General features: G+C 61.4%; 25 protein-coding genes and 1 rRNA gene. 12 read left to right on the top strand and 14 right to left on the bottom strand.

The genetic code is table 11. The annotated features are described in order from the left end of the window. Both CCOS864_RS03280 and tyrS read right to left on the bottom strand, forming a co-directional pair. Positions 1 to 1,411 (bottom strand): 16S ribosomal RNA (locus CCOS864_RS03280); the annotation flags it as partial. 575 nt (positions 1,412 to 1,986) lie between these two features. Then, positions 1,987 to 3,186, bottom strand: coding sequence for a tyrosine--tRNA ligase (gene tyrS / locus CCOS864_RS03270; RefSeq protein WP_115085060.1), 1,200 nt, complete (start codon positions 3,184 to 3,186; stop codon positions 1,987 to 1,989). A gap of 210 nt (positions 3,187 to 3,396) precedes the next feature. Here tyrS and CCOS864_RS03260 point away from each other — a divergent pair, with 210 nt between their 5' ends. After that, on the top strand, positions 3,397 to 4,818 hold the full coding sequence (locus CCOS864_RS03260) for a peptidoglycan DD-metalloendopeptidase family protein (protein WP_115085059.1): 1,422 nt from the start codon (positions 3,397 to 3,399) through the stop codon (positions 4,816 to 4,818). 3 nt (positions 4,819 to 4,821) lie between these two features. Further along, positions 4,822 to 5,913, top strand: coding sequence for an anhydro-N-acetylmuramic acid kinase (locus CCOS864_RS03255; protein ID WP_115085058.1), 1,092 nt, complete (start codon positions 4,822 to 4,824; stop codon positions 5,911 to 5,913). A 57-nt stretch (positions 5,914 to 5,970) separates the two neighbouring features. Here CCOS864_RS03255 and erpA read toward each other — a convergent pair whose 3' ends face one another. Next, a complete protein-coding gene (erpA, locus tag CCOS864_RS03250; RefSeq protein ID WP_010221479.1) occupies positions 5,971 to 6,321 on the bottom strand; it encodes an iron-sulfur cluster insertion protein ErpA in 351 nt (116 codons plus the stop codon). 158 nt (positions 6,322 to 6,479) lie between these two features. Continuing rightward, positions 6,480 to 7,514, bottom strand: a complete 1,035-nt coding sequence (gene argC, locus CCOS864_RS03245; protein ID WP_115085057.1) for an N-acetyl-gamma-glutamyl-phosphate reductase — start codon at positions 7,512 to 7,514, stop codon at positions 6,480 to 6,482. A gap of 142 nt (positions 7,515 to 7,656) precedes the next feature. Here argC and hemJ point away from each other — a divergent pair, with 142 nt between their 5' ends. The 8 genes from hemJ to CCOS864_RS03205 all read left to right on the top strand — a co-directional run bounded on the left by hemJ (position 7,657) and on the right by CCOS864_RS03205 (position 12,992). Continuing rightward, complete coding sequence (gene hemJ, locus CCOS864_RS03240; protein WP_115085056.1) at positions 7,657 to 8,082, top strand: protoporphyrinogen oxidase HemJ; 426 nt, start codon at positions 7,657 to 7,659, stop codon at positions 8,080 to 8,082. A 33-nt stretch (positions 8,083 to 8,115) separates the two neighbouring features. Continuing rightward, a complete protein-coding gene (locus CCOS864_RS03235) occupies positions 8,116 to 9,072 on the top strand; it encodes an NAD(P)H-dependent flavin oxidoreductase (RefSeq protein ID WP_115085055.1) in 957 nt (318 codons plus the stop codon). A 31-nt stretch (positions 9,073 to 9,103) separates the two neighbouring features. Continuing rightward, complete coding sequence (locus CCOS864_RS03230) at positions 9,104 to 9,550, top strand: DUF805 domain-containing protein (RefSeq protein ID WP_115085054.1); 447 nt, start codon at positions 9,104 to 9,106, stop codon at positions 9,548 to 9,550. A gap of 75 nt (positions 9,551 to 9,625) precedes the next feature. Beyond that, entirely contained in the window at positions 9,626 to 10,399 is a 774-nt protein-coding gene (locus CCOS864_RS03225) for an SDR family NAD(P)-dependent oxidoreductase (protein ID WP_115085053.1), read from the top strand. Between the two features lie 73 nt (positions 10,400 to 10,472). After that, entirely contained in the window at positions 10,473 to 10,811 is a 339-nt protein-coding gene (locus tag CCOS864_RS03220; protein WP_038998468.1) for a histidine triad nucleotide-binding protein, read from the top strand. 65 nt (positions 10,812 to 10,876) lie between these two features. Beyond that, positions 10,877 to 11,524 carry a 2-polyprenyl-3-methyl-6-methoxy-1,4-benzoquinone monooxygenase gene (gene coq7 / locus CCOS864_RS03215; protein ID WP_038998467.1) on the top strand — a complete coding sequence of 216 codons (648 nt, stop codon included), beginning with the start codon at positions 10,877 to 10,879 and terminating at the stop codon, positions 11,522 to 11,524. A gap of 8 nt (positions 11,525 to 11,532) precedes the next feature. After that, positions 11,533 to 12,573 (top strand): DUF2157 domain-containing protein, encoded by a 1,041-nt coding sequence (locus CCOS864_RS03210; protein ID WP_115085052.1) that lies wholly within the window; start codon positions 11,533 to 11,535, stop codon positions 12,571 to 12,573. Further along, complete coding sequence (locus CCOS864_RS03205; RefSeq protein WP_115085051.1) at positions 12,573 to 12,992, top strand: hypothetical protein; 420 nt, start codon at positions 12,573 to 12,575, stop codon at positions 12,990 to 12,992. Before CCOS864_RS03210 ends, CCOS864_RS03205 begins: the two co-directional genes overlap by 1 nt. A gap of 48 nt (positions 12,993 to 13,040) precedes the next feature. On the opposite strand, the gene CCOS864_RS03200 is transcribed toward CCOS864_RS03205, so the two are convergent. Further along, on the bottom strand, positions 13,041 to 13,463 hold the full coding sequence (locus CCOS864_RS03200; protein WP_115085050.1) for an OsmC family protein: 423 nt from the start codon (positions 13,461 to 13,463) through the stop codon (positions 13,041 to 13,043). Between the two features lie 192 nt (positions 13,464 to 13,655). Here CCOS864_RS03200 and crp point away from each other — a divergent pair, with 192 nt between their 5' ends. Further along, positions 13,656 to 14,300 carry a cAMP-activated global transcriptional regulator CRP gene (gene crp / locus CCOS864_RS03195; protein ID WP_115085049.1) on the top strand — a complete coding sequence of 215 codons (645 nt, stop codon included), beginning with the start codon at positions 13,656 to 13,658 and terminating at the stop codon, positions 14,298 to 14,300. On the opposite strand, the gene CCOS864_RS03190 is transcribed toward crp, so the two are convergent. The 4 genes from CCOS864_RS03190 to CCOS864_RS03175 are packed head-to-tail and all read right to left on the bottom strand — an operon-like array spanning position 14,297 to position 17,540. After that, positions 14,297 to 15,001, bottom strand: a complete 705-nt coding sequence (locus tag CCOS864_RS03190) for a lipoate--protein ligase family protein (protein WP_115085048.1) — start codon at positions 14,999 to 15,001, stop codon at positions 14,297 to 14,299. The genes crp and CCOS864_RS03190 overlap by 4 nt on opposite strands. Positions 15,002 to 15,054: 53 nt before the next feature. Beyond that, positions 15,055 to 15,891: an indole-3-glycerol phosphate synthase TrpC gene (trpC, locus tag CCOS864_RS03185; RefSeq protein WP_115085047.1), complete on the bottom strand. Its 837-nt coding sequence runs from the start codon at positions 15,889 to 15,891 to the stop codon at positions 15,055 to 15,057. Then, positions 15,888 to 16,937 (bottom strand): anthranilate phosphoribosyltransferase, encoded by a 1,050-nt coding sequence (gene trpD, locus CCOS864_RS03180; RefSeq protein ID WP_115085046.1) that lies wholly within the window; start codon positions 16,935 to 16,937, stop codon positions 15,888 to 15,890. The genes trpC and trpD overlap by 4 nt, the downstream gene beginning before the upstream one ends. Before the next feature lie 9 nt (positions 16,938 to 16,946). After that, a complete protein-coding gene (locus CCOS864_RS03175; protein ID WP_115085045.1) occupies positions 16,947 to 17,540 on the bottom strand; it encodes an aminodeoxychorismate/anthranilate synthase component II in 594 nt (197 codons plus the stop codon). A 404-nt stretch (positions 17,541 to 17,944) separates the two neighbouring features. On the opposite strand from CCOS864_RS03175, the gene estP reads away from it, so the two are divergent. Next, complete coding sequence (gene estP, locus CCOS864_RS03170) at positions 17,945 to 19,867, top strand: esterase EstP (protein WP_115085044.1); 1,923 nt, start codon at positions 17,945 to 17,947, stop codon at positions 19,865 to 19,867. Positions 19,868 to 19,912: 45 nt separating this feature from the next. Here the strand turns inward: estP and trpE are convergent, their stop codons facing one another. The 5 genes from trpE to CCOS864_RS03145 form a co-directional block, all read right to left on the bottom strand. Then, positions 19,913 to 21,394: an anthranilate synthase component I gene (gene trpE / locus CCOS864_RS03165; protein ID WP_115085043.1), complete on the bottom strand. Its 1,482-nt coding sequence runs from the start codon at positions 21,392 to 21,394 to the stop codon at positions 19,913 to 19,915. A gap of 69 nt (positions 21,395 to 21,463) precedes the next feature. Then, positions 21,464 to 22,282 (bottom strand): phosphoglycolate phosphatase, encoded by an 819-nt coding sequence (locus tag CCOS864_RS03160; protein ID WP_115085042.1) that lies wholly within the window; start codon positions 22,280 to 22,282, stop codon positions 21,464 to 21,466. Continuing rightward, on the bottom strand, positions 22,279 to 22,953 hold the full coding sequence (gene rpe, locus CCOS864_RS03155) for a ribulose-phosphate 3-epimerase (RefSeq protein WP_115085041.1): 675 nt from the start codon (positions 22,951 to 22,953) through the stop codon (positions 22,279 to 22,281). Before rpe ends, CCOS864_RS03160 begins: the two co-directional genes overlap by 4 nt. 144 nt (positions 22,954 to 23,097) lie before the next feature. Beyond that, positions 23,098 to 23,925: an ABC transporter permease gene (locus CCOS864_RS03150; RefSeq protein ID WP_010221459.1), complete on the bottom strand. Its 828-nt coding sequence runs from the start codon at positions 23,923 to 23,925 to the stop codon at positions 23,098 to 23,100. A gap of 11 nt (positions 23,926 to 23,936) precedes the next feature. Further along, the gene (locus tag CCOS864_RS03145; RefSeq protein WP_036995062.1) at positions 23,937 to 25,184 is read right to left on the bottom strand and encodes an ABC transporter permease; all 1,248 of its coding nucleotides are present in this window, start codon (positions 25,182 to 25,184) and stop codon (positions 23,937 to 23,939) included. Positions 25,185 to 25,198 lie beyond the last annotated feature (14 nt).

The raw sequence follows: 25,198 nt of genomic DNA, 5'->3' as shown, positions 1-25,198 counted from the left end.
CCATGGTGTGACGGGCGGTGTGTACAAGGCCCGGGAACGTATTCACCGCGACATTCTGATTCGCGATTACTAGCGATTCCGACTTCACGCAGTCGAGTTGCAGACTGCGATCCGGACTACGATCGGTTTTGTGAGATTAGCTCCACCTCGCGGCTTGGCAACCCTCTGTACCGACCATTGTAGCACGTGTGTAGCCCAGGCCGTAAGGGCCATGATGACTTGACGTCATCCCCACCTTCCTCCGGTTTGTCACCGGCAGTCTCCTTAGAGTGCCCACCATAACGTGCTGGTAACTAAGGACAAGGGTTGCGCTCGTTACGGGACTTAACCCAACATCTCACGACACGAGCTGACGACAGCCATGCAGCACCTGTGTCAGAGTTCCCGAAGGCACCAATCCATCTCTGGAAAGTTCTCTGCATGTCAAGGCCTGGTAAGGTTCTTCGCGTTGCTTCGAATTAAACCACATGCTCCACCGCTTGTGCGGGCCCCCGTCAATTCATTTGAGTTTTAACCTTGCGGCCGTACTCCCCAGGCGGTCAACTTAATGCGTTAGCTGCGCCACTAAAATCTCAAGGATTCCAACGGCTAGTTGACATCGTTTACGGCGTGGACTACCAGGGTATCTAATCCTGTTTGCTCCCCACGCTTTCGCACCTCAGTGTCAGTATGAGCCCAGGTGGTCGCCTTCGCCACTGGTGTTCCTTCCTATATCTACGCATTTCACCGCTACACAGGAAATTCCACCACCCTCTGCCCTACTCTAGCTCGCCAGTTTTGGATGCAGTTCCCAGGTTGAGCCCGGGGATTTCACATCCAACTTAACGAACCACCTACGCGCGCTTTACGCCCAGTAATTCCGATTAACGCTTGCACCCTCTGTATTACCGCGGCTGCTGGCACAGAGTTAGCCGGTGCTTATTCTGTCGGTAACGTCAAAATACTCACGTATTAGGTAAGTACCCTTCCTCCCAACTTAAAGTGCTTTACAATCCGAAGACCTTCTTCACACACGCGGCATGGCTGGATCAGGCTTTCGCCCATTGTCCAATATTCCCCACTGCTGCCTCCCGTAGGAGTCTGGACCGTGTCTCAGTTCCAGTGTGACTGATCATCCTCTCAGACCAGTTACGGATCGTCGCCTTGGTGAGCCATTACCTCACCAACTAGCTAATCCGACCTAGGCTCATCTGATAGCGCAAGGCCCGAAGGTCCCCTGCTTTCCCCCGTAGGGCGTATGCGGTATTAGCGTTCCTTTCGAAACGTTGTCCCCCACTACCAGGCAGATTCCTAGGTATTACTCACCCGTCCGCCGCTGAATCGAAGAGCAAGCTCTTCTCATCCGCTCGACTTGCATGTGTTAGGCCTGCCGCCAGCGTTCAATCTGAGCCATGATCAAACTCTTCAGTTCAATACTGCTTGGGTTTTGAGAAAACCCTAAACTTGGCTCAGCAATCTCAAATGACTTACTTTCAAATCTTTCGATTTTCGTGTAGCCACTTGTGATGCTGATAATCTTTTTGACTATCAGTCTGAGCTCACAAGCACCCACACGAATTGCTTGATTCAGTTGTTAAAGAGCGGTTGGTTAAGAGCTTTTCGTCTCAACCGAGGCGCGCATTCTACGCTTTCCCCAGAGTCTGTCAAGCGTTTATTTTGAAGTTTTTCGTTCAACTTCAACCACTTGACTCGCTGCGATCTCTCGTCAGCGGGAGGCGAATTCTACAGCGTTTCAAACCGCTGTCAACTGCCTTTTTTCACCGCTGTCGATCTTTCGATCGAAGCCCTTCCGGATGACCCTGGAACCGCTAACTCTTTGAAACTCAAGGAGTTTTCAGTTCCGACTGCGCCGGAAGTGGTGCGCATTATAAGGGGATTCGAAAGCCCGTCAAGGCTTAATTTCAATAAACCTTAACATTGCTGAAAAACAAAGCGGGGAGGCCTGCCGGCCTCCCCGTCTATATATATAGCTACACCAGCAGGCGATTACTCAGCCTTGAGGGTAACCCGGGCAAATGCCTTCTTGCCCGCCTGGCACACATGGGTCGCACCAAGTGCAAACATGAAGTCGCGATCAACCACCGCACCGTCGACTTTCACGGCGCCGCCATTGAGCAGATCCCGCGCCATCGCCGAGTTCTTCACCAGGCCCGCCCGGTTCAACACGGCAGCGATCGGCAAGCCTTCAGCCGCAGCAACCTCGACATCAGGCAGGTCCTCCGGCAACTCGCCCTCTTTCATACGGTTACCTGCCGCGCGGTGCGCATTGGCGGCAGCCTCCTCACCATGGAAGCGTGCAACGATCTCTTCCGCCAGCTTGATTTTGATGTCACGCGGGTTCGCGCCATTGGCGACATCCGCACGGAACTGCTCGATCTCTTCCATGGAACGGAAGCTCAGCAGCTCGAAGTAGCGCCACATCAAGGTGTCAGGAATCGACACGAGCTTGCTGTACATCACTCCGGGGGCTTCCTGGATGCCGACATAATTGCCCAGCGACTTGGACATCTTCTTCACGCCGTCGAGCCCTTCGAGCAACGGCATGGTCACGATGTTCTGCGCTTCCTGGCCGTAGGCACGCTGCAGCTCGCGCCCCATCAGCAGGTTGAACTTCTGGTCGGTACCGCCGAGCTCGACATCGCACTTCAGTGCCACCGAGTCATAGCCCTGCACCAGCGGGTAGAGGAACTCGTGGATCGCGATCGGCTGGTTGGTGGTGTAGCGCTTGTCGAAGTCGTCGCGCTCAAGCATGCGCGCCACGGTGTACTGCGACGCCAGGCGAATGAAATCGGCAGGACTGAGCTTGTCCATCCAGGTGGAGTTGAACGCGACTTCGGTCTTGGCCGGGTCGAGAATCTTGAACACCTGCTGTTTATAGGTCTCGGCGTTATCCAGCACCTGCTCGCGGGTCAGCGGCGGACGGGTGGCACTCTTGCCGCTCGGGTCACCGATCATGCCGGTGAAGTCACCGATCAGGAAGATCACCTGGTGACCCAGATCCTGGAACTGGCGCAGCTTGTTGATCAGGACGGTATGCCCCAGGTGCAGGTCAGGCGCAGTCGGGTCAAAACCCGCCTTGATCCGCAGCGGTTGCCCGCGCTTGAGCTTCTCGACCAACTCGGACTCGACCAGTACCTCTTCCGCTCCACGCTTGATCAGCGCTAGCTGCTCTTCAACCGACTTCATAACAGACCCGCAAGGCTCAGATTCAAAGGGACCCAACCATACAAGATCAGCCATCAAATACAAGTTTTTGCCCCGAGTGTGACCTCGAAGCCGACTGATGACGTCTGCGCGCTTGCGCTGAAGGGGATTTGGTTATATTTTATACAGTTATTTCATCTTCATCATGTCATTCATCTTTTCCACTTCATCTATTTCAAAGTCAATTCATCTATGACCAACGAACCGCCTAAAGCGCCCCCGCTTTATCCGAAGAGCCACCTGTTGGCCGCCAGCGGCATCGCCGCCTTACTCAGCCTGGCCTTGCTGGTGTTCCCATCCAGCGAGGTCGAAGCCAAGAAAACCACCCTGAACCTGGAGCTGGAAAGCCCGGCCGAGCAACTCAAGCAGGAACAGGACGCCCCACTTACCCAGAACACTGACGCCGCGCCCTCGCCGTTTGCGCAGATCGACAACAGCGCCGCACCGAGCGAAACCGCCAAGGTCGAGCCGGCGCCTGCCGCTGCCGAAGCTGCGCCAGCCAGCAAGGACCCAAGCCACCGCGAAGTTACCGTGAGCCGTGGCGATACCCTGTCGACCCTGTTCGCCAAGGTCGGCCTGCCGGCTACCGCCGTGCATGAAGTGCTGACCAGCAACAAGCAGGCCAAGCAGTTCAGCCAACTCAAACACGGCCAAGTGCTGCAGATCGAGCTCGACAAGGACGGTCAGTTGGCCAGCCTGCACAGCAAGCTCAGCGACCTCGAAACCATTCGCCTGACCAAGAGCGCAAACGGTTACGCGTTCAACCGTGAAATCAGCAAGCCAGTGGTGCGTTCCGCCTATGTTCATGGCGTGATCAAGAGCTCGCTGTCGGCCTCGGCCCAACGCGCCGGCCTGAATCACAATCTGACCATGGATATGGCACGTATTTTTGGCTACGACATCGACTTCGCCCAGGATATCCGCCAGGGCGACGAATTCGACGTGATCTACGAACAGAAGGTCATGAACGGCAAGGTCGTCGGCACCGGCAATATCCTGTCCGCGCGCTTTACCAACCGCGGCAAGAGCTTCACCGCGGTGCGCTACACCAACAAGCAGGGCAACACCAACTACTACACCGCCGACGGCAACAGCATGCGCAAGGCGTTCATCCGTACTCCGGTTGATTTCGCCCGTATCAGCTCGCGCTTCTCGGCAGGCCGCAAGCACCCGATCCTGAACAAGATCCGCGCACACAAAGGTGTCGACTATGCAGCACCACGCGGTACGCCGATCAAGGCGGCCGGTGACGGCAAGGTCCTGCTGGCGGGCCGCCGCGGTGGTTACGGCAACACCGTGATCATCCAGCACGGCAACCGCTACCAGACCCTGTACGGGCACATGCAGGGCTTCGCCAAGGGCGTGAAGACCGGCGGTTCCGTCAAGCAAGGGCAGATCATCGGCTACATCGGCACCACCGGCCTGTCCACCGGCCCGCACCTGCACTACGAGTTCCAGGTCAACGGCGTACACGTCGACCCGCTCGGGCAGAAGCTGCCAATGGCCGACCCGATCGCCAAGGCCGAGCGCCAGCGTTTCCTGCAGCAAAGCCAGCCACTGGTCGCGCGCATGGAGCAGGAAAAGGCCACCCTGCTCGCCTCGAGCAAGCGTTAAGCAATGCCGCTCTATCTGGGTGTGATGTCCGGGACCAGCCTCGATGGCCTGGACATCGCCTTGATCGAACAGGAGCAGCACCTCAAGCTGCTCGCTACCCATTACATTCCCATGCCCGCCAGCCTGCGCCAGGACCTGCTGGACCTGTGCGCCAGCGGGCCTGACGAGATCGCCCGCGCAGCCCTGGCAGAGAACCAGTGGGTGCGCCTTGCCGCCGAAGGCATCCAGCATCTGCTGGCCGCCCAAGACCTCAAGCCTGAGGCCATTCGCGCCATCGGCAGCCATGGCCAGACCATTCGTCACGAACCGGCGCGCGGTTTCACCGTGCAGATCGGCAATCCGGCGTTGCTGGCCGAGCTCACCGGCATCAGCGTAGTCAGCGACTTTCGCCGCCGCGACGTTGCTGCTGGCGGCCAGGGTGCGCCGCTGGTACCGGCCTTCCACGAAGCGCTGTTCGCCCACCAGGGCCAACGCCTGGCAGTGCTCAACGTCGGCGGTTTCAGCAATCTCAGCCTGATCGAACAGGACAAGCAAGTCAGCGGCTTCGATTGCGGGCCGGGTAACGTGCTGCTCGATGCCTGGATCCAGCAGAAACAGGGCCACAGCTACGACGCCGACGGTGCCTGGGCTGGCACCGGCCAGGTGATCCCCGGTTTGCTCGCCTCCCAACTCAGTGACCCGTTCTTCGCCGGTACCGGGCCGAAAAGTACCGGCCGCGAAGTGTTCAACCTGCCTTGGTTGAACCAGCATCTTGCGTCTCAGCCGGGCTATCGGGATGAAGACGTACAGGCCACCCTGCTGGAGCTGACCGCCCGCAGTATCGTCAGCTCGTTGCAGGCGGCGCAGGACGATACCCAGGCCTTGCTGGTCTGCGGTGGCGGCGCGCACAACAGCGTGCTGATGCAGCGCCTGGCAACACTGCTGCCCAACGCCCGGGTCAGCAGCACTGCCGCTTGCGGGGTCGACCCTGACTGGGTCGAAGCCATGGCCTTCGCCTGGCTTGCCCACTGCTGCCTGGAGCACATCCCCGCCAACCGCCCCAGCGTCACTGCTGCTCGTGGCCTGCGAGTGCTGGGCGCGATCTACCCGGCATAAACCGCAGATAGCAAAACGCCGCGCATCGGCGCGGCGTTTGCGGTACTGCCCTTGCGATCAGATCGAGAACGAAGAGCCGCAACCACAGGTCGTGGTGGCGTTCGGGTTCTTGATGACGAAACGCGAGCCTTCCAGACCTTCCTGGTAATCCACCTCGGCTCCTGCCAGGTACTGAAAGCTCATCGGATCGACCACCAGGGCCACGCCTTCGCGCTCGACGATGGTGTCGTCTTCGGCAACATCTTCATCGAAAGTGAAACCGTACTGAAAACCCGAGCAACCGCCGCCGGTCACGAATACTCGCAACTTCAGGCGATCATTGCCTTCTTCATCGACCAGGGTCTTCACCTTGTGCGCTGCACCCTCAGTGAACTGCAATGCCACAGGGGTGAAGGATTCGACGCTCATGCTGACTATCTCCCGGCGCTATGCCGCCATAATGCGTGATGACGCGCATTATCCGCTTCTCCGAGAAAAGCGGTCAACAATACAAAAGCTGCAAGGGGTTGGCTGCAAGCTATAAGCGGATCGCGTCCGCCTTTGACTTGCAGCTTGAAACCTACCGTTTAAGGCAGCAGGCCGGCGTGGGAAAGCCCCATGCGCTCGTCCAGGCCGAAGAGGATGTTGAGGTTCTGTACCGCCTGCCCCGACGCGCCCTTGACCAGGTTGTCGATCACCGACAGCACCACGACCAGGTCGCCGCCTTGCGGACGGTGCACGGCAATCCGGCAAACGTTGGCGCCGCGCACGCTGCGGGTTTCCGGGTGACTGCCAGCCGGCATTACGTCGACGAACGGTTCATCGGCATAGCGTTTCTCGAACAGCGCCTGCAGATCGACCGAGGTATCGGCGACGGTCGCGTACAGGGTCGAATGGATACCGCGGATCATCGGGGTCAGGTGCGGCACGAAGGTCAGGCCGACATCAGTACCCGCTGCACGGCGCAGGCCCTGGGTGATTTCCGGCAGATGACGGTGCCCTTTGACCGCGTAGGCCTTCATGCTCTCGCCCGCCTCACAGAACAGCGAACCAACCGCCGCGCCACGACCGGCGCCGCTGACACCGGACTTGCAGTCGGCGATCAGGCGCGAGGCATCGGCGATACCGGCTTCGAGCAGTGGCAGGAAGCCCAACTGGGTAGCGGTAGGGTAGCAACCCGGCACGGCGATCAGGCGCGCCTGGCGAATCTGCTCGCGATTCACTTCAGGCAAGCCGTACACCGCGTCCTTGAGCAGCTCTGGCGCACCGTGGGGCTGGCCGTACCACTTGGCCCATTCATCGGCATCCTGCAGGCGGAAGTCAGCGGACAGGTCGATGACCTTGGTGCCAGCGGCCAGCAACTCGCCCGCCAGGGCATGGGCGACACCGTGCGGGGTAGCGAAGAACACCACGTCACAGGCAGCCAGGGTCTTCACGTCCGGCACACTGAAGGCCAGACCGTCGTAGTGACCGCGCAGGTTCGGGTACATATCGGCAACCGCCAGGCCGGCTTCGGAGCGCGAGGTGATCACCGCCACCTCGGCCTGTGGATGCTGTGCCAACAGACGCAGCAGCTCGACCCCGGTGTAACCCGTGCCGCCAACGATACCGACCTTGACCATAACGCGTGCCCCTTCTCAACGAACCAACAGGAAAGCCCACGATAATAGGGGCGCTGAAACACGCCCACAACTGTTGCGATGGCTCGCGGCCCCCCTAGCCTCTACTATCTGACGACCGTGAACCCTGAAGGAACTCAACCCCATGCTTTTTCTCTGGATCAAAGCGCTGCATATCGTCAGCGTAGTCTGCTGGTTCGCCGGCCTGTTTTACCTGCCGCGCTTGTTCGTCTACCACGCACAAAGCCAGGACAGCATCAGCCAGGAGCGCTTCGTGATCATGGAGCGCAAGCTGTACCGCGGCATCATGCTGCCAGCGATGATCGCCAGCCTGGTCTTCGGCATCTGGCTGCTGAGCCTTACCCCGGGCTTTCTCAGCCAGGGCTGGATGCACGCCAAGCTCACCCTGGTGGTGTTGCTGATCGGCTATCACCATATGTGCGGCGCGCAGCTCAAGCGCTTCGCCCGTGGCGAAAACAAACGCAGCCATGTGTTCTACCGCTGGTTCAATGAAGCGCCGGTGCTGGTCCTGCTGGCCGTGGTAATTCTGGTGGTGGTCAAACCGTTCTAACCTAAGCCCATACTCAGCCTCGGGAAACCTGCCATGTCATTGCCTGCCCTGCTCGAACAACGCCTGCGTCTGCCGGTCGTAGCGGCACCGATGTTTCTGATCTCCAACCCGCAACTGGTACTGGCCTGTTGCGCCAATGGCGTGGTCGGCAGTTTCCCGGCGCTGAACCAGCGCGATAGTGCTGGCTTCAAGGCCTGGCTCGAAGAAATCGAAACCGGCCTGGCAGCCCTCGACAAGCCTGCGCCCTATGCGGTCAACCTGATCGTGCACCAGAGCAACCCGCGCCTGCAGGCGGACCTGGCGCTGTGCGTCGAGCACCGGGTGCCAATCGTCATCACCAGCCTCGGAGCGGTGAAGGAGCTGGTCGATGCCGTACATGGCTACGGCGGCCTGGTGTTCCATGATGTGACCACTCGCCGGCATGCCGAGAAAGCCGCCGAAGCCGGCGTCGACGGTCTGATTGCCGTGGCGGCGGGCGCTGGAGGCCACGCCGGGACCTGGAGCCCGTTCGCCCTTGTTGCCGAAATTCGCCAGTTCTTCGACAAGACATTACTGCTGGCCGGCTGCATCAACCGTGGCCAGGAAATCCTTGCCGCGCAACTGCTGGGCGCCGACCTTGCCTACCTGGGCACGCGCTTTATCGCCACCCACGAGAGCCAGGCGCCGGGGCCCTACAAAGAAATGATGCTTGAAGCCAAGGCAGCCGATATCATCCACACCGCTGCGGTTTCCGGGGTGCCTGCCAGCTTCATGCGCCAGAGCCTGGAAAACGCCGGTTTCGACATGGCCGCCCTGCGCAGCCACACCGAGACCAAGCTCAAACCCATCGACGACGAGGCCAAGGCCTGGAAGACCGTCTGGTCTGCCGGACAAGGTGTCGGTGCCATCGACCAGCTGTGCTCGGTCGAGCAACTGATTGCCCGCCTGGATGCCGAGTACCGCCAGGCACACGCCTCGGCCACAGCCCTGAGCCGCCACTGGCCGGGCTGATTTACGCTTTATCACGGCAAAGGAAGCCTGCATGAACAACACCCTCACCTTCGCAAACGAGCTGATGAACCCTCAAGGCCGAATCGGCCGGCTCCGCCTTCTGGCCTGGAGCCTGGGTTTGATTGCGGCCACCGTGGCCTTTGCGCTGTTGCTGGGCTGGGTGACTAGTGCAGTGTGGAAAGACGCTGCCGGCCTGATCCTGATTGCCGCCCTTATCGCTCGAATCATGAGCATGATCTTCTTCGTCAAGCGCCTGCACGACCTGAACTGGAGTGGCTGGTTCTGCTGGGCAGTGTTGTTGCCCTGGGTCGGCAACTTCCTGCTGCTGCTCCTGCTGCTGATACCTGGCAATCGAGGCAACAATCGCTTCGGACCTGCCCCGCCGCCCAACAGCATGTCCGTCGTTATACTGGCCTCGATGTGGCTGGTAGTGATCGTTGTCGCAGTGGTTTTGACCGTGTTCAGGCCCGGTATCTGAATCACACCGGCAGCACCTCAAGCCCGCTAGCTGTAAACTGCGCACTTTGGCCACCCTTCCCGACTGGAGAACTGCATGACCCGTTACGCCATGATCACCGGTGCCTCCAGCGGCTTGGGCCTGGCACTGGCCGAGGCGCTGGCACGTCGGGGACGCAATCTGATCCTGGTGGCCCGCCAGCGTGACCCGCTGGAAAGCATCGCCATCGAGCTGACCCAGCGTTTTGGCGTCGAAGTGCTGTTCCGCGCCTGCGACCTGGGCGAGCCCCTGCGCCTGTCGGGGTTCCTTCTGGAACTCGAAGAAAGCGAACGGCACATCGACTTGCTGGTCAACTGCGCCGGTATCCGTTCCTACGGGCATTTCCTCGCCCAGGAGTGGAGCGATGAACAGGACCTGATCGAGGTGAACATTCTTGCCCTGACCCGTCTCTGCCACGCCCTGGGTAATGCCATGGCGGTGCAAGGTGGCGGGCAGATCCTCAACGTTGCCTCCCTTGCTGCTTTCGCCCCCGGGCCGTGGATGAGCAGCTATGCGGCGAGCAAGGCTTATGTACTGCACTTTTCCGAAGGCCTGCGCGAAGAGCTCAAGCGCACGGGCATCAAGGTCTCGGTACTTTGCCCAGGCCCGGTGCGCTCGCCGTTGCGGCGCATCCCACGGTTGGAGAAAGGCCAGCGCTGCCTCAGCCCGGAAGAAGTCGCCCTGTACACCGTGCGTGCCCTGGACAAGAACCGCGCCCTGATCATCCCCGGCCGCCGTAACCGCTGGCTGGCCTTCAGCCCGCGCCTGCTGTCGCGCTGGGTAACGCGCAAGCTGGCCGGCGCCATCAACCAGGCCTATTGCCCTCGCTAATTTGCACAGAGCTGGGCGCAAGCGCCTGGCCTGCGTACACTCAAGTCCGATTACCCTCATGGAGCAACCGTAAGTGGAAACTCTGTTTACCAAGATCATCAACCGGGAAATCCCGGCCAAGATCATCTACGAGGACGACCAGGTTCTGGCCTTCCACGATATCGCCCCGCAGGCACCGGTACATTTTCTGGTCATCCCGAAAAAACCGATCCGCACGCTCAACGACCTCACCGAAGAAGACAAGGGCCTGGCCGGGCACATCCTCTTCACCGCTCAGCGGTTGGCCAAAGAGCTGGGCTGCGAAGACGGCTTTCGGGTGGTCATGAACTGCAATGAGCAAGGTGGGCAGACCGTCTACCACATTCATATGCACGTGCTTGGCCAGCGTCAGATGCACTGGCCACCGGGCTGATCCAGGGCAAGCCCCGACTTCGCGATTGGGGTAAACTGTCGGGCACATTCTTGCGGAGGTGCCCGATGGCTACCGAACGTCACTATTCCCCGCTCGACCGCTTGTTGCTGCAGGCCGACACCGCCATGCGCACCTTGCTGCCCTTCAGCGGCCAGCCTTCCCGACCGTCGCCGGCGATCATTCAGCCAGACGTCACTCTGGACGAAACGCAGACCCGCCATGTGGCCGGGCTCATGCGCATCAACCATACCGGCGAAGTCTGCGCCCAGGCGCTGTACCAGGGCCAGGCCCTGACCGCCAAGCTGCCCCAGGTACGCAAGGCCATGGAACACGCCGCCGAAGAAGAGATCGACCACCTGGCCTGGTGCGAGCAGCGTATTCGCCAGCTTGGCAGCCACCCCAGCGTGCTCAACCCGTTGTTCTATGGCATGTCCTTTGGCATTGGCGCCCTCGCCGGCCTGGTCAGCGACAAGGTCAGCCTGGGTTTTGTCGCCGCCACCGAGCATCAGGTCTGCAAGCACCTGGACGAACACCTGGAGCAGATCCCGGCCGAGGATGAAAAGTCCCGGGCAATTCTCGAGCAGATGCGCGTCGACGAAGAGCAACATGCCGAATCCGCACTGGATGCTGGCGGCTTCCGCTTCCCGGCACCAGTCAAGTTCGGCATGAGCCTGATGGCCAAGGTCATGACCAAAAGCACCTATCGTATCTAGGACCGCCGATGACAGAACGCTTCGATGCCAAGGACCTGGCCCGCGCAGTCAGCGCCGGCGTTCTGAACCCGGGCCAGGACCAGGCCCTGATTGAGTTTTTCAAGCGCCAGCCGCAAGCCCAGGCCAGTTTTCAACTGGCCCATGTGGCTTTTTACTTCGGCGCCTTGCTGATCATGGCCGCCATGGGCTGGTTGCTCAGCGAAGCCTGGATGCGCGTCGGTGACAGCGCCCTGCTGCTGGTTGCCCTGATCTACATCGGCGTGCTGACCCTGGGTGGCTTACTCATGCAGCGCCGCGGCCAGATCATCCCCGCTGGCGTGCTCGCCGCGGTGGCGGTGAGTATCGTGCCGCTGGCGGTGTTCGCGGTGGAACGTATCACCGGTTTCTGGCCACTGGACGATGCCCAGGGCAATTACCACAACTACTACACCTATGTGCAGGGCGGCTGGCTGCTGATGGAGGCGGCGACGGTACTGGCCGGCTTGTTGATGCTGCGGCTGATCCCTTTCCCATTCATCGTCATGCCGATCGCCGTGGCCTTGTGGTTCATGTCCATGGACCTGAGCGAATGGTTCTACGGCGAAGCCTTCGACTGGAATCAGCGGCGCACGGTGTCACTGTGGTTTGGCCTGGCGACGTTGCTGGTATTCCTGGTGGTCGACGGTCGCACTCGCCAGGACCACGCGTTCTGGGGTTATCTGGCCGGATTGCTGGCCTTCTGGTTCGGCTTGCCGCTGCTGGACACCGACAGTGAATGGGACAAAGCCCTGTACTGCCTGATCAACCTCGGCCTGATGGGCGTTGCGCTGCTGCTGCGCCGACCGCTGTTCATGGTCTTTGGCGGCATGGGCGTGGCGATGTACCTGGGTTATCTGTCTTACCAGGTGTTTGCCGAATCGCTGCTGTTCCCGGTGGTACTGACCTTTATCGGCCTGGGCGTGATTGGCCTGGGCCTGCTGTATCAGAAACACCGCGATAATCTGAGCCGTTGGCTACGTGCACAAGTGCCGGAGGGTTTACTCAATCTATTGCCAGGACTGCGTCGCTGATGATCAGGCTGTTTTGTGTTCGCTTGTTGCAAAGCCTGGGTCTGGCGCTGGTGGCCTACCTGTTCGTGTGCCTGATGACCGCCAGCATGAGGGAAGCGCCCTTCAGCCTGACGCTGCCAGAAATCTCCCAACCTGATGGCAACAGTGCTTTCGACCTGCTGTTGTTCTCACTGCCCGGGCAACTGCTGTTCGTGTTGGTCGGCTGTTTTATCCACAGGCGGCGACTGCTCGGCGGGGTCTTTGCGCTGTTTGCCGCGCTGATTGCCTTGCTGCAGTGCCTGCTGTTTGCCGATGCCTTTGGCAATACCTGGAGCACAGCAGAAATCTTCGGCTTGCTTGGCTTTAACCTGCATTGGTTTTTGCTGGCGCTGGTTCCAGGGCTGGCCTGGCTGATTGGGCTGGAGCGCCTGCGCGTTTAGCCTGAGCGTGGGGCAAGCCCGCTCCTACAGAAGCGGGCTTGCTGACCATCAACCGAGCTCGACGATCTCGTAGCCATGGGTGATCTCGACACCGGCCCGGCCGAGCATGATCGAGGCCGAGCAATACTTCTCTGCCGACAACTCGACCGCGCGCTTGACCTGGGCTTCTTTAAGGCCACGGCCCTTGACCACGAAGTTCAGGTGGATCTTGGTGAACACCTTCGGGTCTTCACCGGCGCGCTCGGCTTCAAGAAACACTTCGCAGCTCTCCACCGCCTGGCGGGATTTCTTCAGGATGCTGACCACATCGAAGTTGCTGCAGCCACCCAGGCCCAGCAACAGCATTTCCATGGGCCGTACACCCAGGTTGCGGCCACCGGCCTCGGGCGGGCCGTCCATCACGACCACGTGGCCACTGCCCGATTCGCCCAGAAACATGGCTTCACCTGCCCACTGGATACGCGCCTTCATTACCTGGACTCCCTTGTTTGAAAAAAGGCTGCCAGCTTAGACCCTGCGGGCCCGGTGGAAAAGCTCAAGCGCATGAGTAAATCTGCCGATAGAAGGGCAAGCGTCTGATAAGCTGACGCCAAATCACTGGCGCTTATCGCCAGACTACCTATAAAAGTAAATGAAGCGTCGCCTCCTGACCGGGATCCAGCCATGGTTGCATCAGCCCTTCCAGCCAAGATCAAGAACATCGACAAGCTGCTGGTCCATTGCCAGCGCCGCCGCTATGCGGCCAAGAGCAACATCATCTGCGCCGGCGACAAGGCCGAAACCCTGTCGTTCATCATCAAGGGCTCGGTGACCATTCTCATTGAAGACGACGATGGCCACGAAATGATCATCGCCTACCTCAACAGTGGTGATTTCTTCGGTGAGCTCGGTCTGTTTGAACCGGCCGGGCAGGAACAACAGCGCAGCGCCTGGGTCCGGGCCAAAAGCGAATGTGAGGTTGCGGAAATCAGCTACGAGAAATTCCGCGAGCTGGCACGCCACGACCCGGAGATCCTCTACGCACTGGGCAGCCAGATGGCCCAGCGTCTGCGCAATACCACGCGCAAGGTCGGCGACCTGGCATTCTTCGACGTCACCGGCCGGGTAGCCCGCTGCCTGCTGGAGCTGTGCAAGCAGCCGGATGCAATGACCCACCCCGACGGTATGCAGATCAAGATCACCCGCCAGGAAATCGGCCGGATCGTTGGATGCTCACGGGAGATGGTCGGCCGCGTCCTCAAGGACCTTGAAGAGCGCAGCCTGGTACACGTCAAGGGCAAGACCATGGTGGTCTTTGGCACCCGTTAATCGCGGGCGATGCCCTTGATCACCTCGGCATAGGCCTGGCCCAGCCGCTCGAGCAGCGGCGCCTGGGGCACCACTTCGTGCAGGGCGATGTGGCTGTCAGCCAGGCAGTGCTGCTCCAGTTCGCAGCATTCGTTGAAGCGGTTGACCGCTGCCACCATTGATTCGCGCTCGTTATCCAGCAACAACGCACCATGCACCAGCACCACCGGGCGCTTGCCTCCCAGGCCCTGGCGCCAGCGCTGGGCAGTGCCGACCAGCTTGCGGCCGTTGAGGTTGACGTTGTAGCGCCCATCACAGAACGCCCCTTCGATTTCCCCCACCGACGCCAGCCCACCCCATTCACGCAGCACATCACACAACGGCAGGCACAGGCGCTCGTAGGCGCTTTCTATGCGGCCGTGATCACCTTCGCTTTTTGGTGCTACGTATACCAGCGCGATGTTGATCACCGCAGGTGACTGCGGCACCGGCTCGCCACCGGTTTCGCGCAGCAGCACCGGCCAGCCGGCAATCGCAAGCTCCGCGCAGGCAGCCTCGAAACCGTCCAGGCGGCTCATGCGCCGGGGCATGACCAAGGCGCGGTCAGTCGGACGCCAGAACAACAGGCCATGATCCTTTTCGCCTTTGCATACAGCCGCCAACAACTCCTGCTCGGCGTGCAGCCCGGCCTCGACAGTGACATCAAGCACTTGATCAGTCATCGCATAAACCTTGTAGAGACAAAAAAGCCGGCATCGCCGGCTTCAGAGTTGAATCAGTCCAGGCCTTGCACCGGGTTCTGCACCACGCGCTCCGGGAAGAACAGGCGCTGCAGCTCCAGCCCCGGGTGCTCGGCACGCATGAACGCTTCGCCGACCAGGAAGGAGTACACCTCGTTGATTTCCATCAGCTCGACGTCGGCGCGATTGAGGATGCCGCTCTCGGTGATGGCCAGGCGGTCACGAGGGATGCGCGGCAGCAGGTCGAGGGTGGTTTCCAGGCTGACTTCAAACGTGTGCAAGTTGCGGTTGTTGACGCCGACCAGTGGCGTGTCGAGAGTCTTCAGCGCCCGCTCCAGCTCGTCGCCGTCGTGCACTTCGACCAGGACATCGAGGCCGACGCGCTTGGCGGTATCGGCAAGTTCGGCCATCTTCACGTCATCCAGCGCCGCAACGATCAGCAGCACACAGTCAGCGCCCAGGGCCCGGGCTTCGACGATCTGGTAAGGATCGATCATGAAGTCCTTGCGGATCACCGGCAGCTTGCACGCGGCGCGCGCCTGTTGCAGGTAGATGTCGCCGCCCTGGAAGTAGTCGACATCGGTCAACACCGACAGGCAGGTCGCCCCGCCCTTCTCGTAGCTGACGGCGATGTCGGCCGGAATGAAGTTTTCGCGGATCACACCCTTGCTGGGCGAGGCTTTCTTGATCTCGGCAATGACTGCCGGTTGCTTGCGCCTGGCCTGCTCAATCAGGGCCTTGGCAAAGCCGCGCGGGGCATCGGCGACTGCAGCCATGCGCTCCAGCTCCGCCAGGCTGACCCGGGCGCTGCGCTCGGCCACTTCCTCGACCTTGCGGGCAAGGATCTTTTCCAGAACCGTCGGCACACTCATCCTTCATTCTCCTGCTTGAATACCGCGGTAAAGGCACCGAGTTCTTCGAGTTTTTCCCGGGCGAGACCGGTGTGCAACGCATCATGAGCGAGCTCGACGCCTTGCTTGAGGCTCATGGCGTGGTCGGCAGCGTAAAGCGCGGCGCCGGCGTTGAGCACGATCATTTCCGCAGCCTTCTGGCCGTTCTCGGTCTTGCGCCGGCCCAAGGCATCGCGGATCAGCTCCAGCGACTTGGCCGGGCTCTCCACGGCCAGGCCGTGCAGGCTCTGGCTTTTCATGCCGAGGTCTTCGGGCTCGACCCAATATTCCGTGATCTGGTCATTCTTCAGTTCGGCAACGAACGTCGGCGCCGCCAGGCTGAATTCGTCCAGGCCGTCTTTCGAATGCACCACCAGCACATGCTTGCTGCCAAGGCGTTGGAGCACTTCAGCCAACGGACGGCATAGCGCCTGAGTGAACACGCCGACGACCTGGTGCTTGACCCCGGCCGGATTCGTAAGCGGGCCGAGCATGTTGAACAAGGTACGCAGGCCCAGGTCACGACGTGGGCCGGCGGCGTATTTCATCGCCTTGTGGTGGGTCTGGGCAAACATGAAGCCGATACCGACGCTGTCGATGCAGCGTGCCACTTGTACCGGCGTGAGGTTCAGGTAGATACCGGCTGCTTCCAGCAGGTCGGCACTGCCGCTCTTGCCCGAGACCGCACGGTTTCCGTGCTTGGCCACGGTGCAGCCGGCGGCGGCAACGACGAATGCCGAAGCGGTGGACACGTTGAAGATGTTGGCGCCATCGCCGCCGGTGCCGACCACGTCGACCACCTGGTCGAGGGTGTTGAGCTCGACCTTGTCGGCCAGCTCGCGCATCACTGAGACGGCACCGACGATTTCATCGATGCTCTCGCTCTTCATGCGTATGCCCATTAGGAAGGCGCCGATCTGCGCCTCGCTGCATTGGCCGGTCATGATTTCGCGCATGACATCGCGCATTTCTTCGGTGCTCAGGTCCAGGTGACCGACGATACGGCTCAGCGCGCTCTTGATATCCATGTTCAATCCTTAACGGCGGCCGCCGGTCTGCTTGAGGAAGTTGGCGAACAGCTCGTGGCCCTGCTCGGTGAGGATCGATTCGGGGTGGAACTGTACCCCTTCGATATTCAGCTCTTTATGGCGCAGGCCCATGATCTCGTCCACCGAGCCGTCTTCAAGGACGGTCCAGGCGGTCAGCTCCAGGCATTCGGGCAAGGTTTCGCGCTTGACCACCAACGAGTGGTAGCGGGTGACGGTCAGCGGGTTATTGAGGCCAGCGAACACGCCCTGGTCCTTGTGCAACACCGGGCTGGTCTTGCCATGCATCACCTGGCGGGCGCGCACTACATCACCACCGAAGGCCTGGCCAATGGACTGGTGGCCCAGGCATACGCCGAGGATCGGCAGCTTGCCGGCAAAGTGCTTGATGGCCTCCAGCGACACACCGGCTTCAGTCGGGGTGCACGGGCCGGGGGAGACGACAATGCGCTCGGGGTTCAGGGCTTCGATCTGGGCGATGGTCAGTTCGTCATTGCGAATGACCTTGACCTCTGCACCCAGCTCGCCGAGGTATTGCACGACGTTGTAGGTGAAGGAGTCGTAGTTGTCGATCATCAGTAACATCTGGGTTCAACCTCTTGCATCTACTGACTTTGAATACATGCCTTTCGAAGTGCCTGTGCGCTGTGCAACAGGTGCTAGTTCGCCTGTGCGCACCAGCCACAGCCGGCTACAGCAGGTAAAGCGTTCAGAAAGGCAAAGCGGTACAGGGCCGGCGAACCGGCAAGAGATAAAGTCAGGCGCGCCAACGCCAACGGGCGTGGGCCTTGATAACGCGCATCAAGAGTTTGCTGACGATCAACACGGGGTAGGTCTCGTTCATACGTTCCCGCACAGTAGCCTACCGGCGCGGTCCACGCAATATGACCGAGGCATGCCGAAACGCTTTAGCGATGGAAGACGCGCGGAATGTTTTGCTAACGTCTTTAGGCGTCATCCGATAACAACAACGAAAAAGGATCTTTGCGATGTTGAAAGCGCGCTCACTGTTGCCCTGTGCATTCTCGCTTCTGGCCCTGGCCTGCTCCAGCGCCCATGCGGCCCCCTCCCCCTACTCGACCTTGATTGTCTTCGGCGACAGCCTTGCCGATGCCGGGCAATTCCCCGACGGTAACGGTGCGCCGGGCTCTACCCAGCGCTTTACCAACCGTATCGGCCCGACCTATGGCAACGGCGAGGCCTTCGGCGCGGTATCGCCCATGTTGCTCGGGGCGCAGCTGGGTATTGCTCCGACTGACCTGGGCGCTTCGACTTCACCGGTCAATGCCGCACTCGGTCGTCCTGACGGCAACAACTGGGCAGTGGGCGGCTACCGCACCGACCAGATTCTCGACTCGATCACCGGCACTTCCGACGTGATCATTCCACCAGGCAATCCCGGGGCCGGCACCGTGCTGCGCGAACGCCCGGGGTATCTGGCCGGCGGACTGCGCGCCGATCCCAACGCGCTTTACTACCTGACCGGCGGCGGCAACGACTTCCTCCAGGGGCAGATCACCAGCCCGGCCAGCGCCGCAGCCGCCGCCAATCGCCTGGCCGCCAGCGCCCAGGCCCTGCAGCAGGGCGGCGCGCAGTACATCATGGTCTGGTTGCTGCCCGACCTGGGCCTGACCCCGGCGATGAATGGCACCCCGATGCAAGGCCCGGCTTCGCAGCTGAGCAGCCTCTTCAACCAGCAACTGGTCGGCCAACTGAGCCTGATCGACGCACAAATCATTCCGCTCAACGTGCCACTGCTGCTCCAGGAAGCCCTGGCCACTCCGGCGCAGTTCGGCCTGGCCAGCGGTCAGAACCTGGTCGGCACCTGCTTCAGTGGCAACGGCTGCGTGCAGAACGCGACCTACGGCATCAACAGCGCCACGCCCGATCCGAGCAAGTTGCTGTTCAACGATTCGGTCCACCCCACCACTGCCGGGCAGGAGCTGATTGCCGACTACGCCTTTTCGATCCTCTCCGCACCATGGGAGCTGACGCTGCTACCAGAAATGGCCCACGCCAGCTTGCGCGCGCACCAGGATGAACTGCGCAACCAGTGGCAAGGCCACTGGCAACCGGTTGGCCAGTGGCAGGCAATCGTGGCTGCTGGTGGGCAGAATCTGGATATCGACAGCCAGCGCAGTTCCGCCAGCGCCGATGGCCATGGCTACAACCTGACCCTGGGCGGCAGCTACCGCCTGGATGACGCCTGGCGTATTGGTATTGCTACCGGCGTTTACCAGCAGAAGCTCGAAGCCGGCGGGCAAGACTCCGACTACAAGCTCGACAGCTACCTGGCCACCGCCTTCGTGCAGTTCCAGCAGAACCAATGGTGGGCAGATGCGGCCCTGACCGGCGGGCACCTGGACTACAGCGACCTGAAACGCACCTTCGCTCTGGGCGTGAACGATCGCAGCGAGAAAGGTGATACCGATGGCGAGCTGTGGGCGTTCGCCGCGCGCCTGGGATATGACCTCGCGGCTCCCGGCAGCCAGTGGAGCCTGTCGCCTTTCGTCAGCGCCGACTATGCGCGGGTGAAAGTCGATGGGTATTCGGAGAAAGGCACCCGCGCCACGGCCTTGAGCTATGACGATCAGGACCGTGAATCGCGGCGTCTGGGCCTGGGTTTGCAGGGCAAGTATCAGGCACGACCAAGCACCTTGCTGTTCGCCGAAGTGGCTCACGAGCACGAGTTCGAAGACGACCGCCAGGACCTGACCATCCACCTCAACAGCCTGCCGGGCAACGACTTCACCCTGACCGGCTATACCCCGCAGAGCAATCTGAATCGGGCAACCCTGGGCTTGAGCCAGACCCTCGCACCGGGGCTGGCCCTGCGCGGCAGCTACAACTGGCGCAAGAGTGACGAGCTGACCCAGCAAGGGATCAACCTGGCGTTGAGCCTGGAGTTCTAAGGAAGGGATACGGCGCCTGCCACAAGCAGGCGCCGTGGATCAGGCTCAGCTACGTGGTGTCTGCTCGGCCAGCGCCACCGCACGGAACATGGCCCGGCGCTTGTTGATGGTTTCTTCCCACTCAAGCGCTGGCACCGAGTCGGCAACGATACCGCCACCGGCCTGCACATGCAGCTCACCGTCCTTGATCACTGCGGTACGGATGGCAATCGCGGTGTCCATGTTGCCGTTCCAGGCAAAGTACCCCACCGCACCGCCGTAGACCCCGCGCTTGACCGGCTCCAGCTCGTCAATGATTTCCATGGCGCGGATCTTCGGCGCCCCGGACAAGGTGCCCGCCGGCAGGATCGCGCGCAGTGCATCCATGGCGCTCAGGCCCTGCTTCAGCTCGCCGGTGACGTTGGAAACAATGTGCATGACGTTGGAGTAGCGCTCGATCACCATCTTCTCGGTGACCTTGACCGAGCCGGTTTCCGAGACCCGGCCAGCGTCGTTACGGCCCAGGTCGATGAGCATCAGGTGCTCGGCGATTTCCTTGTCGTCGGACAGCAGGTCTTCTTCCAGCGCACGATCGGCTTCTTCGGTGGCACCGCGTGGGCGGGTTCCGGCGATCGGGCGAACGGTGACCAGGTTGTCCTCGACCCGCACCAGCACTTCTGGCGAGCTGCCCACTACATGGAAGTCGCCGAAGTTGAAGAAGTACATGTACGGCGTCGGGTTGAAGCAGCGCAGTGCCCGGTACAGGTCGATCGGCGCGGCCTTGAAGTCGATGGACATGCGCTGCGATGGCACCACCTGCATGCAGTCGCCAGCGAGGATGTACTCCTTGATGGTATCGACCGCACGCTCGTAGTCGCTCTGGGTAAAGCTGGAGCGGAACGCCGGCTCTGCCGGCAACGGGCCGCCCAGGTCCAGCCCGCGACGCGGGGCGATGGGCTGGCGCAGCTGTTCGAGCAGGCCTTCGAGACGGGCCAGGCCGTTTTCATAGGCCTGTTCCTGAGCCGGATCGGCGAGCACGATAGCGTGCATCTTGCCGGCCAGGTTGTCGAACACCACCACCGCGTCGGACACCATCAGCAGGATGTCCGGTACGCCCAGCGGATCAGGGTTCGGGCACTTGCCCAGGCGCCGCTCGACATAGCGGACGCAGTCATAACCGAAGTATCCGACCAGGCCACCATTGAAGCGCGGCAGGCCGGCGATGGTCGGCACCTGGTAGCGCTCCTTGAAGGCTTCGACGAAGGCCAGCGGATCTTCTACTTCATGTTGTTCGATCAGTTCACCGTCGTGGGTGATCCGGACCTGGTGATCATGCACCCGCAACACCGTACGGCACGGCAGGCCGATGATCGAGTAACGCCCCCACTTCTCGCCGCCCTGCACCGATTCGAGCAGGTAGGAGTTGGGTTGATCAGCCAGTTTCAGGTAGATCGACAGTGGCGTGTCGAAGTCGGCCAGGGTTTCGCAGGCCAGGGGAATGCGGTTGTAGCCGGCAGCGGCCAGGCGCAGGAATTCTTCGCGGGTCATGATAGCCTCGTGGCAAGCAGCAGATGGGTCAGGCAGGCAAGCAGGCCGGCATTTGCCGGCAGATGGCAGTCAGGCGCGCCAACGCCAGCGGGCCAGGGCCTTGATGACTTTCATCCAGAGTTTGCCGGTAACCGCCACGATGGAATCTCGATCTGAGGGGGATTGAACGTCCGCCAACGTTATCCCAGTGGCCGGATCTAAGCAACCAGGCAACAGCGCGCGCAGGTCGTCGATGACCAGGCACGGCGCCTCTTCGCTGATCGGCCGGCCATGGTTGTAGCCATAGGTCAGGCCGACGCACTTGACTCCAGCCGCTTTGGCCGCCAGCACATCGCTGCGCGAGTCGCCGACGAACAGGGCCTGCTCAGGCGCAACGCTGGCCATTTTCATGACAAACAGCAAGGCGGCAGGGTCGGGCTTTTTCTGCGGCAGGGTATCGCCGCCGATGATCCAGCGGAAATAGCGGCCGATCTTCATCTGATCGAGCAAGGGTGCAACGAAGCGCTCGGGCTTGTTGGTGATCAGGGCCATTTCCACGCCCTGCTTGTGCAACCACTTGAGGGTGTCGCGCACGCCGGGGTAGACCACCGTCAGCTCATGACTTTCGGCGTAGGCCTGCATGAACAACTCCAGGCCCCGCTCGGCTTCGTCGTCATCGACCGCTTCGTGGTCGATGCCGCCAGCCAGGGCGCGACGCACCAGCACCGGCGCACCATTGCCGACCCAGTGGCGCACCGCCTCAAGGCCGGCGGGCTGACGCCCCATTGCGAGCAGCATGTTGTCCACCGCCGCTGCCAGGTCCGGTACCGAATCGATCAGGGTACCGTCCAGATCAAACATCACCAGTTTGGGCAGGGCGCCGGGGAACAGCTGCTCGAAGCCACTCATGGGCGGGCCAGGGCCAGTTCGGCGTGCATCTTGGCAATCACCTCACGGTAGTCCGGGGTGTTGAAGATCGCGGAACCGGCGACGAAGGTGTCGGCGCCCGCGGCGGCGATTTCACGGATGTTGTTGACGTTCACACCACCGTCGATTTCCAGACGGATGTCACGGCCACTGGCATCGATCAGTGCACGGGCTTCGCGCAGCTTGTCGAGGGTGCCAGGGATGAACTTCTGGCCACCGAAGCCCGGGTTGACGCTCATCAACAGGATCATGTCGACCTTGTCCATCACGTACTTGAGGGTGTCGAGCGGGGTCGCCGGGTTGAACACCAGGCCGGCCTTGCAACCGCCGTCGCGAATCAACTGTAGCGAACGATCGATGTGCAGGCTGGCTTCCGGATGGAAGGTAATGTAGCTGGCGCCCGCTTCGATGAAGTCGCCGATGATGCGGTCGACCGGACTGACCATGAGGTGCACATCGATCGGCGCGGTGATGCCGTACTTGCGCAGGGCGGTGCAGACCATCGGGCCGATGGTCAGGTTGGGCACGTAGTGGTTGTCCATCACATCGAAGTGAACGATGTCGGCACCCGCGGCCAGGACGTTGTCGACTTCCTCGCCCAGGCGGGCGAAGTCGGCAGAAAGAATCGAGGGGGCAATAGCGTAGGGCTGCATGGCGCACCTGTAGGCAGAATCACAGTGGCGCGCATTGTACCTCAGGGAAACAGTCTAGGGCTGACCGGTATCAAGGCGGTCGACGGATGTTCATCGCAGGGCAAGCCCGCTCCTGTGGGAGCGGGCTTGCCCTGCGAAAAGGCCTCAACCCGGCTGCTGGGTACGCAACTTCTCGCTACGCCCACGCAACCACTCCAGGGTCAGCAACAGCACCACCGAGAAGGCAATCAACAAGGTTGCCGCTGCGGCGATGGTCGGGCTGAGGTTCTCGCGGATGCCGCTGAACATCTGCCGGGGCAGGGTCGCCTGCTCGGGACCGGCGAGGAACAGGGTGACCACCACCTCATCGAAAGACGTGGCGAAGGCGAACAGCGCCCCGGAAATCACCCCCGGCGCAATCAGCGGCAAGGTCACCCGACGGAACGTGGTCAGCGGCGAAGCACCCAGGCTGGCGGCGGCGCGCACCAGGTTATGGTTGAAGCCCTGCAGGGTCGCCGAGACGGTGATGATGACGAACGGCACGCCGAGCACCGCATGCACCAGGATCAGCGAGATGAAGCTGTTGCCCATGCCCAGCGGGGCAAAGAACAGGTAGCTGGCCACACCGATGATCACCACCGGCACCACCATGGGTGAAATCACCAGGGCCATGATCAGCGACTTGCCCGGGAAATCACCCCGGGTCAGGCCGATCGAGGCCAGGGTCCCGAAGACCATCGCCAGCACCGTGGCGGCTGGCGCCACGATGATGCTGTTCTTCAGCGCCCGCATCCACTCGGCCGAGGCGAAGAAATCGTGGTACCACTGCAGCGAGAAGCCCTGCAGCGGGTAGACCAGGAAGCTGCCGGAGTTGAACGACAGCGGAATGATCACCAGCACCGGCAACACCAGGAACAGCAGGATCAGCCCGCAAAGGATGCGCAAACTGTAGAACCAGACCCGTTCGACGGGCGACATGTAGGGGCTCAGCATGACAACGCTCCTCAGCTCAGGCGCAGGCGGCTGGCGCCGACCAGCCAGCTATAGATCAGATAAAGCAGCACGGTGGCCAGCAACAGCAAGCCGCCCAGCGCGGTCGCCATGCCCCAGTTGATGCTGGTGTTGGTGTAGAAGGCCACGAAGTAGCTGACCATCTGATCGTTGGGGCTGCCAAGCAGCGCCGGGGTGATGTAGTAGCCGATGGCAAGGATAAACACCAACAGACAGCCCGCGCCTACACCAGCGTAGGTTTGCGGGAAGTACACCCGCCAGAAGCTGGCGAACGGATGACAGCCGAGGGAAATCGCCGCACGCATGTAGGTCGGCGATATGCCCTTCATCACGCTGTAGATCGGCAGGATCATGAACGGCAGCAGGATATGCACCATGGAGATGTACACCCCGGTACGGTTGAACACCAGTTCCAGCGGCTTGTCGATGATGCCCATGGCCATCAGCGCGCTGTTGATCAGCCCGCCCGATTGCAGCAGCACGATCCAGGCCGCAACCCGAACCAGGATCGAAGTCCAGAACGGCAGCAGCACCAGAATCATCAGCAGGTTGCTCTGCCGGGTCGGCAGGTTGGCCAGCAGGTAGGCCAGGGGATAAGCCAGCACCAGGCAGATAGCGGTGATGACGAAGCCCATCCACAGGGTACGGGTGAAGATATCCAGGTAGATGGCCTGGTCCGGGGTGGCCTTGGCCAGCTCGCCGAGATCATCGATACGATGGTCGAGGGCCGCCAGCAGGTAAAACGGGGTGACGCTACTGGTGTTACGGCGAATCGCCTGCCAGTAGGCCGGATCGCCCCAGCGCTCGTCCAGTTCCTGCAGGGCTTCTTTATAGGAAGCCGGCTCGGTCTTGAACGGCAGCGCCCGGGCGGTCTTGGCCAGCAGGCTGCGATAGCCGGCCAGCTCCATGTTCAGGCGCTTGGAGGTATCGCCCAGGGTCTGGTTCTTGCGCGCCTGGGCAAGGTCTTCGCTCAGCGCCTTGTACACCGCCTCCCCTGGCAGGCCCTTGCCATCCCACTCGGCCACGGCGGTCACGGTCTGCGGCAAGCCGCCCACCACTTCCGGGTTACCCACGCTCTTGTACAACAGCGCGGCAATCGGCACGAGGAACACCAACAGCAGAAACAGCGCCAGTGGCGCGATCAGCGCTTGCGCCTTCCAGCGGTTGACCCGCTCGGCACGCTTGAGGCGCTGCTTGAGGTTGGAACCGGCGCCTTCATTCAGGGGCACTGCGATGGCCATAGCGAACTCCGAAA

Source organism: Pseudomonas wadenswilerensis, assembly GCF_900497695.1.
Classification (GTDB): domain Bacteria; phylum Pseudomonadota; class Gammaproteobacteria; order Pseudomonadales; family Pseudomonadaceae; genus Aquipseudomonas; species Aquipseudomonas wadenswilerensis.
This window is presented reverse-complemented; position numbering and strand designations above follow the sequence as displayed.

Excerpts from the sequence above, each read along its gene's own strand:
- crp (WP_115085049.1), top strand. The coding sequence starts at position 13,656 with ATGGTTGCATCAGCCCTTCCAGCCAAGATCAAGAACATCGACAAGCTG.
- CCOS864_RS03190 (WP_115085048.1), bottom strand. The coding sequence starts at position 15,001 with ATGACTGATCAAGTGCTTGATGTCACTGTCGAGGCCGGGCTGCACGCC.
- coq7 (WP_038998467.1), top strand. The coding sequence starts at position 10,877 with ATGGCTACCGAACGTCACTATTCCCCGCTCGACCGCTTGTTGCTGCAG.
- CCOS864_RS03160 (WP_115085042.1), bottom strand. The coding sequence starts at position 22,282 with ATGAGTGGCTTCGAGCAGCTGTTCCCCGGCGCCCTGCCCAAACTGGTG.
- CCOS864_RS03255 (WP_115085058.1), top strand. The coding sequence starts at position 4,822 with ATGCCGCTCTATCTGGGTGTGATGTCCGGGACCAGCCTCGATGGCCTG.
- trpE (WP_115085043.1), bottom strand. The coding sequence starts at position 21,394 with ATGACCCGCGAAGAATTCCTGCGCCTGGCCGCTGCCGGCTACAACCGC.
- CCOS864_RS03175 (WP_115085045.1), bottom strand. The coding sequence starts at position 17,540 with ATGTTACTGATGATCGACAACTACGACTCCTTCACCTACAACGTCGTG.
- trpC (WP_115085047.1), bottom strand. The coding sequence starts at position 15,891 with ATGAGTGTGCCGACGGTTCTGGAAAAGATCCTTGCCCGCAAGGTCGAG.
- CCOS864_RS03145 (WP_036995062.1), bottom strand. The coding sequence starts at position 25,184 with ATGGCCATCGCAGTGCCCCTGAATGAAGGCGCCGGTTCCAACCTCAAG.
- estP (WP_115085044.1), top strand. The coding sequence starts at position 17,945 with ATGTTGAAAGCGCGCTCACTGTTGCCCTGTGCATTCTCGCTTCTGGCC.
- argC (WP_115085057.1), bottom strand. The coding sequence starts at position 7,514 with ATGGTCAAGGTCGGTATCGTTGGCGGCACGGGTTACACCGGGGTCGAG.
- CCOS864_RS03260 (WP_115085059.1), top strand. The coding sequence starts at position 3,397 with ATGACCAACGAACCGCCTAAAGCGCCCCCGCTTTATCCGAAGAGCCAC.
- CCOS864_RS03205 (WP_115085051.1), top strand. The coding sequence starts at position 12,573 with ATGATCAGGCTGTTTTGTGTTCGCTTGTTGCAAAGCCTGGGTCTGGCG.
- CCOS864_RS03150 (WP_010221459.1), bottom strand. The coding sequence starts at position 23,925 with ATGCTGAGCCCCTACATGTCGCCCGTCGAACGGGTCTGGTTCTACAGT.
- CCOS864_RS03210 (WP_115085052.1), top strand. The coding sequence starts at position 11,533 with ATGACAGAACGCTTCGATGCCAAGGACCTGGCCCGCGCAGTCAGCGCC.
- trpD (WP_115085046.1), bottom strand. The coding sequence starts at position 16,937 with ATGGATATCAAGAGCGCGCTGAGCCGTATCGTCGGTCACCTGGACCTG.
- erpA (WP_010221479.1), bottom strand. The coding sequence starts at position 6,321 with ATGAGCGTCGAATCCTTCACCCCTGTGGCATTGCAGTTCACTGAGGGT.
- tyrS (WP_115085060.1), bottom strand. The coding sequence starts at position 3,186 with ATGAAGTCGGTTGAAGAGCAGCTAGCGCTGATCAAGCGTGGAGCGGAA.
- CCOS864_RS03225 (WP_115085053.1), top strand. The coding sequence starts at position 9,626 with ATGACCCGTTACGCCATGATCACCGGTGCCTCCAGCGGCTTGGGCCTG.
- hemJ (WP_115085056.1), top strand. The coding sequence starts at position 7,657 with ATGCTTTTTCTCTGGATCAAAGCGCTGCATATCGTCAGCGTAGTCTGC.
- CCOS864_RS03230 (WP_115085054.1), top strand. The coding sequence starts at position 9,104 with ATGAACAACACCCTCACCTTCGCAAACGAGCTGATGAACCCTCAAGGC.
- CCOS864_RS03235 (WP_115085055.1), top strand. The coding sequence starts at position 8,116 with ATGTCATTGCCTGCCCTGCTCGAACAACGCCTGCGTCTGCCGGTCGTA.
- CCOS864_RS03200 (WP_115085050.1), bottom strand. The coding sequence starts at position 13,463 with ATGAAGGCGCGTATCCAGTGGGCAGGTGAAGCCATGTTTCTGGGCGAA.
- rpe (WP_115085041.1), bottom strand. The coding sequence starts at position 22,953 with ATGCAGCCCTACGCTATTGCCCCCTCGATTCTTTCTGCCGACTTCGCC.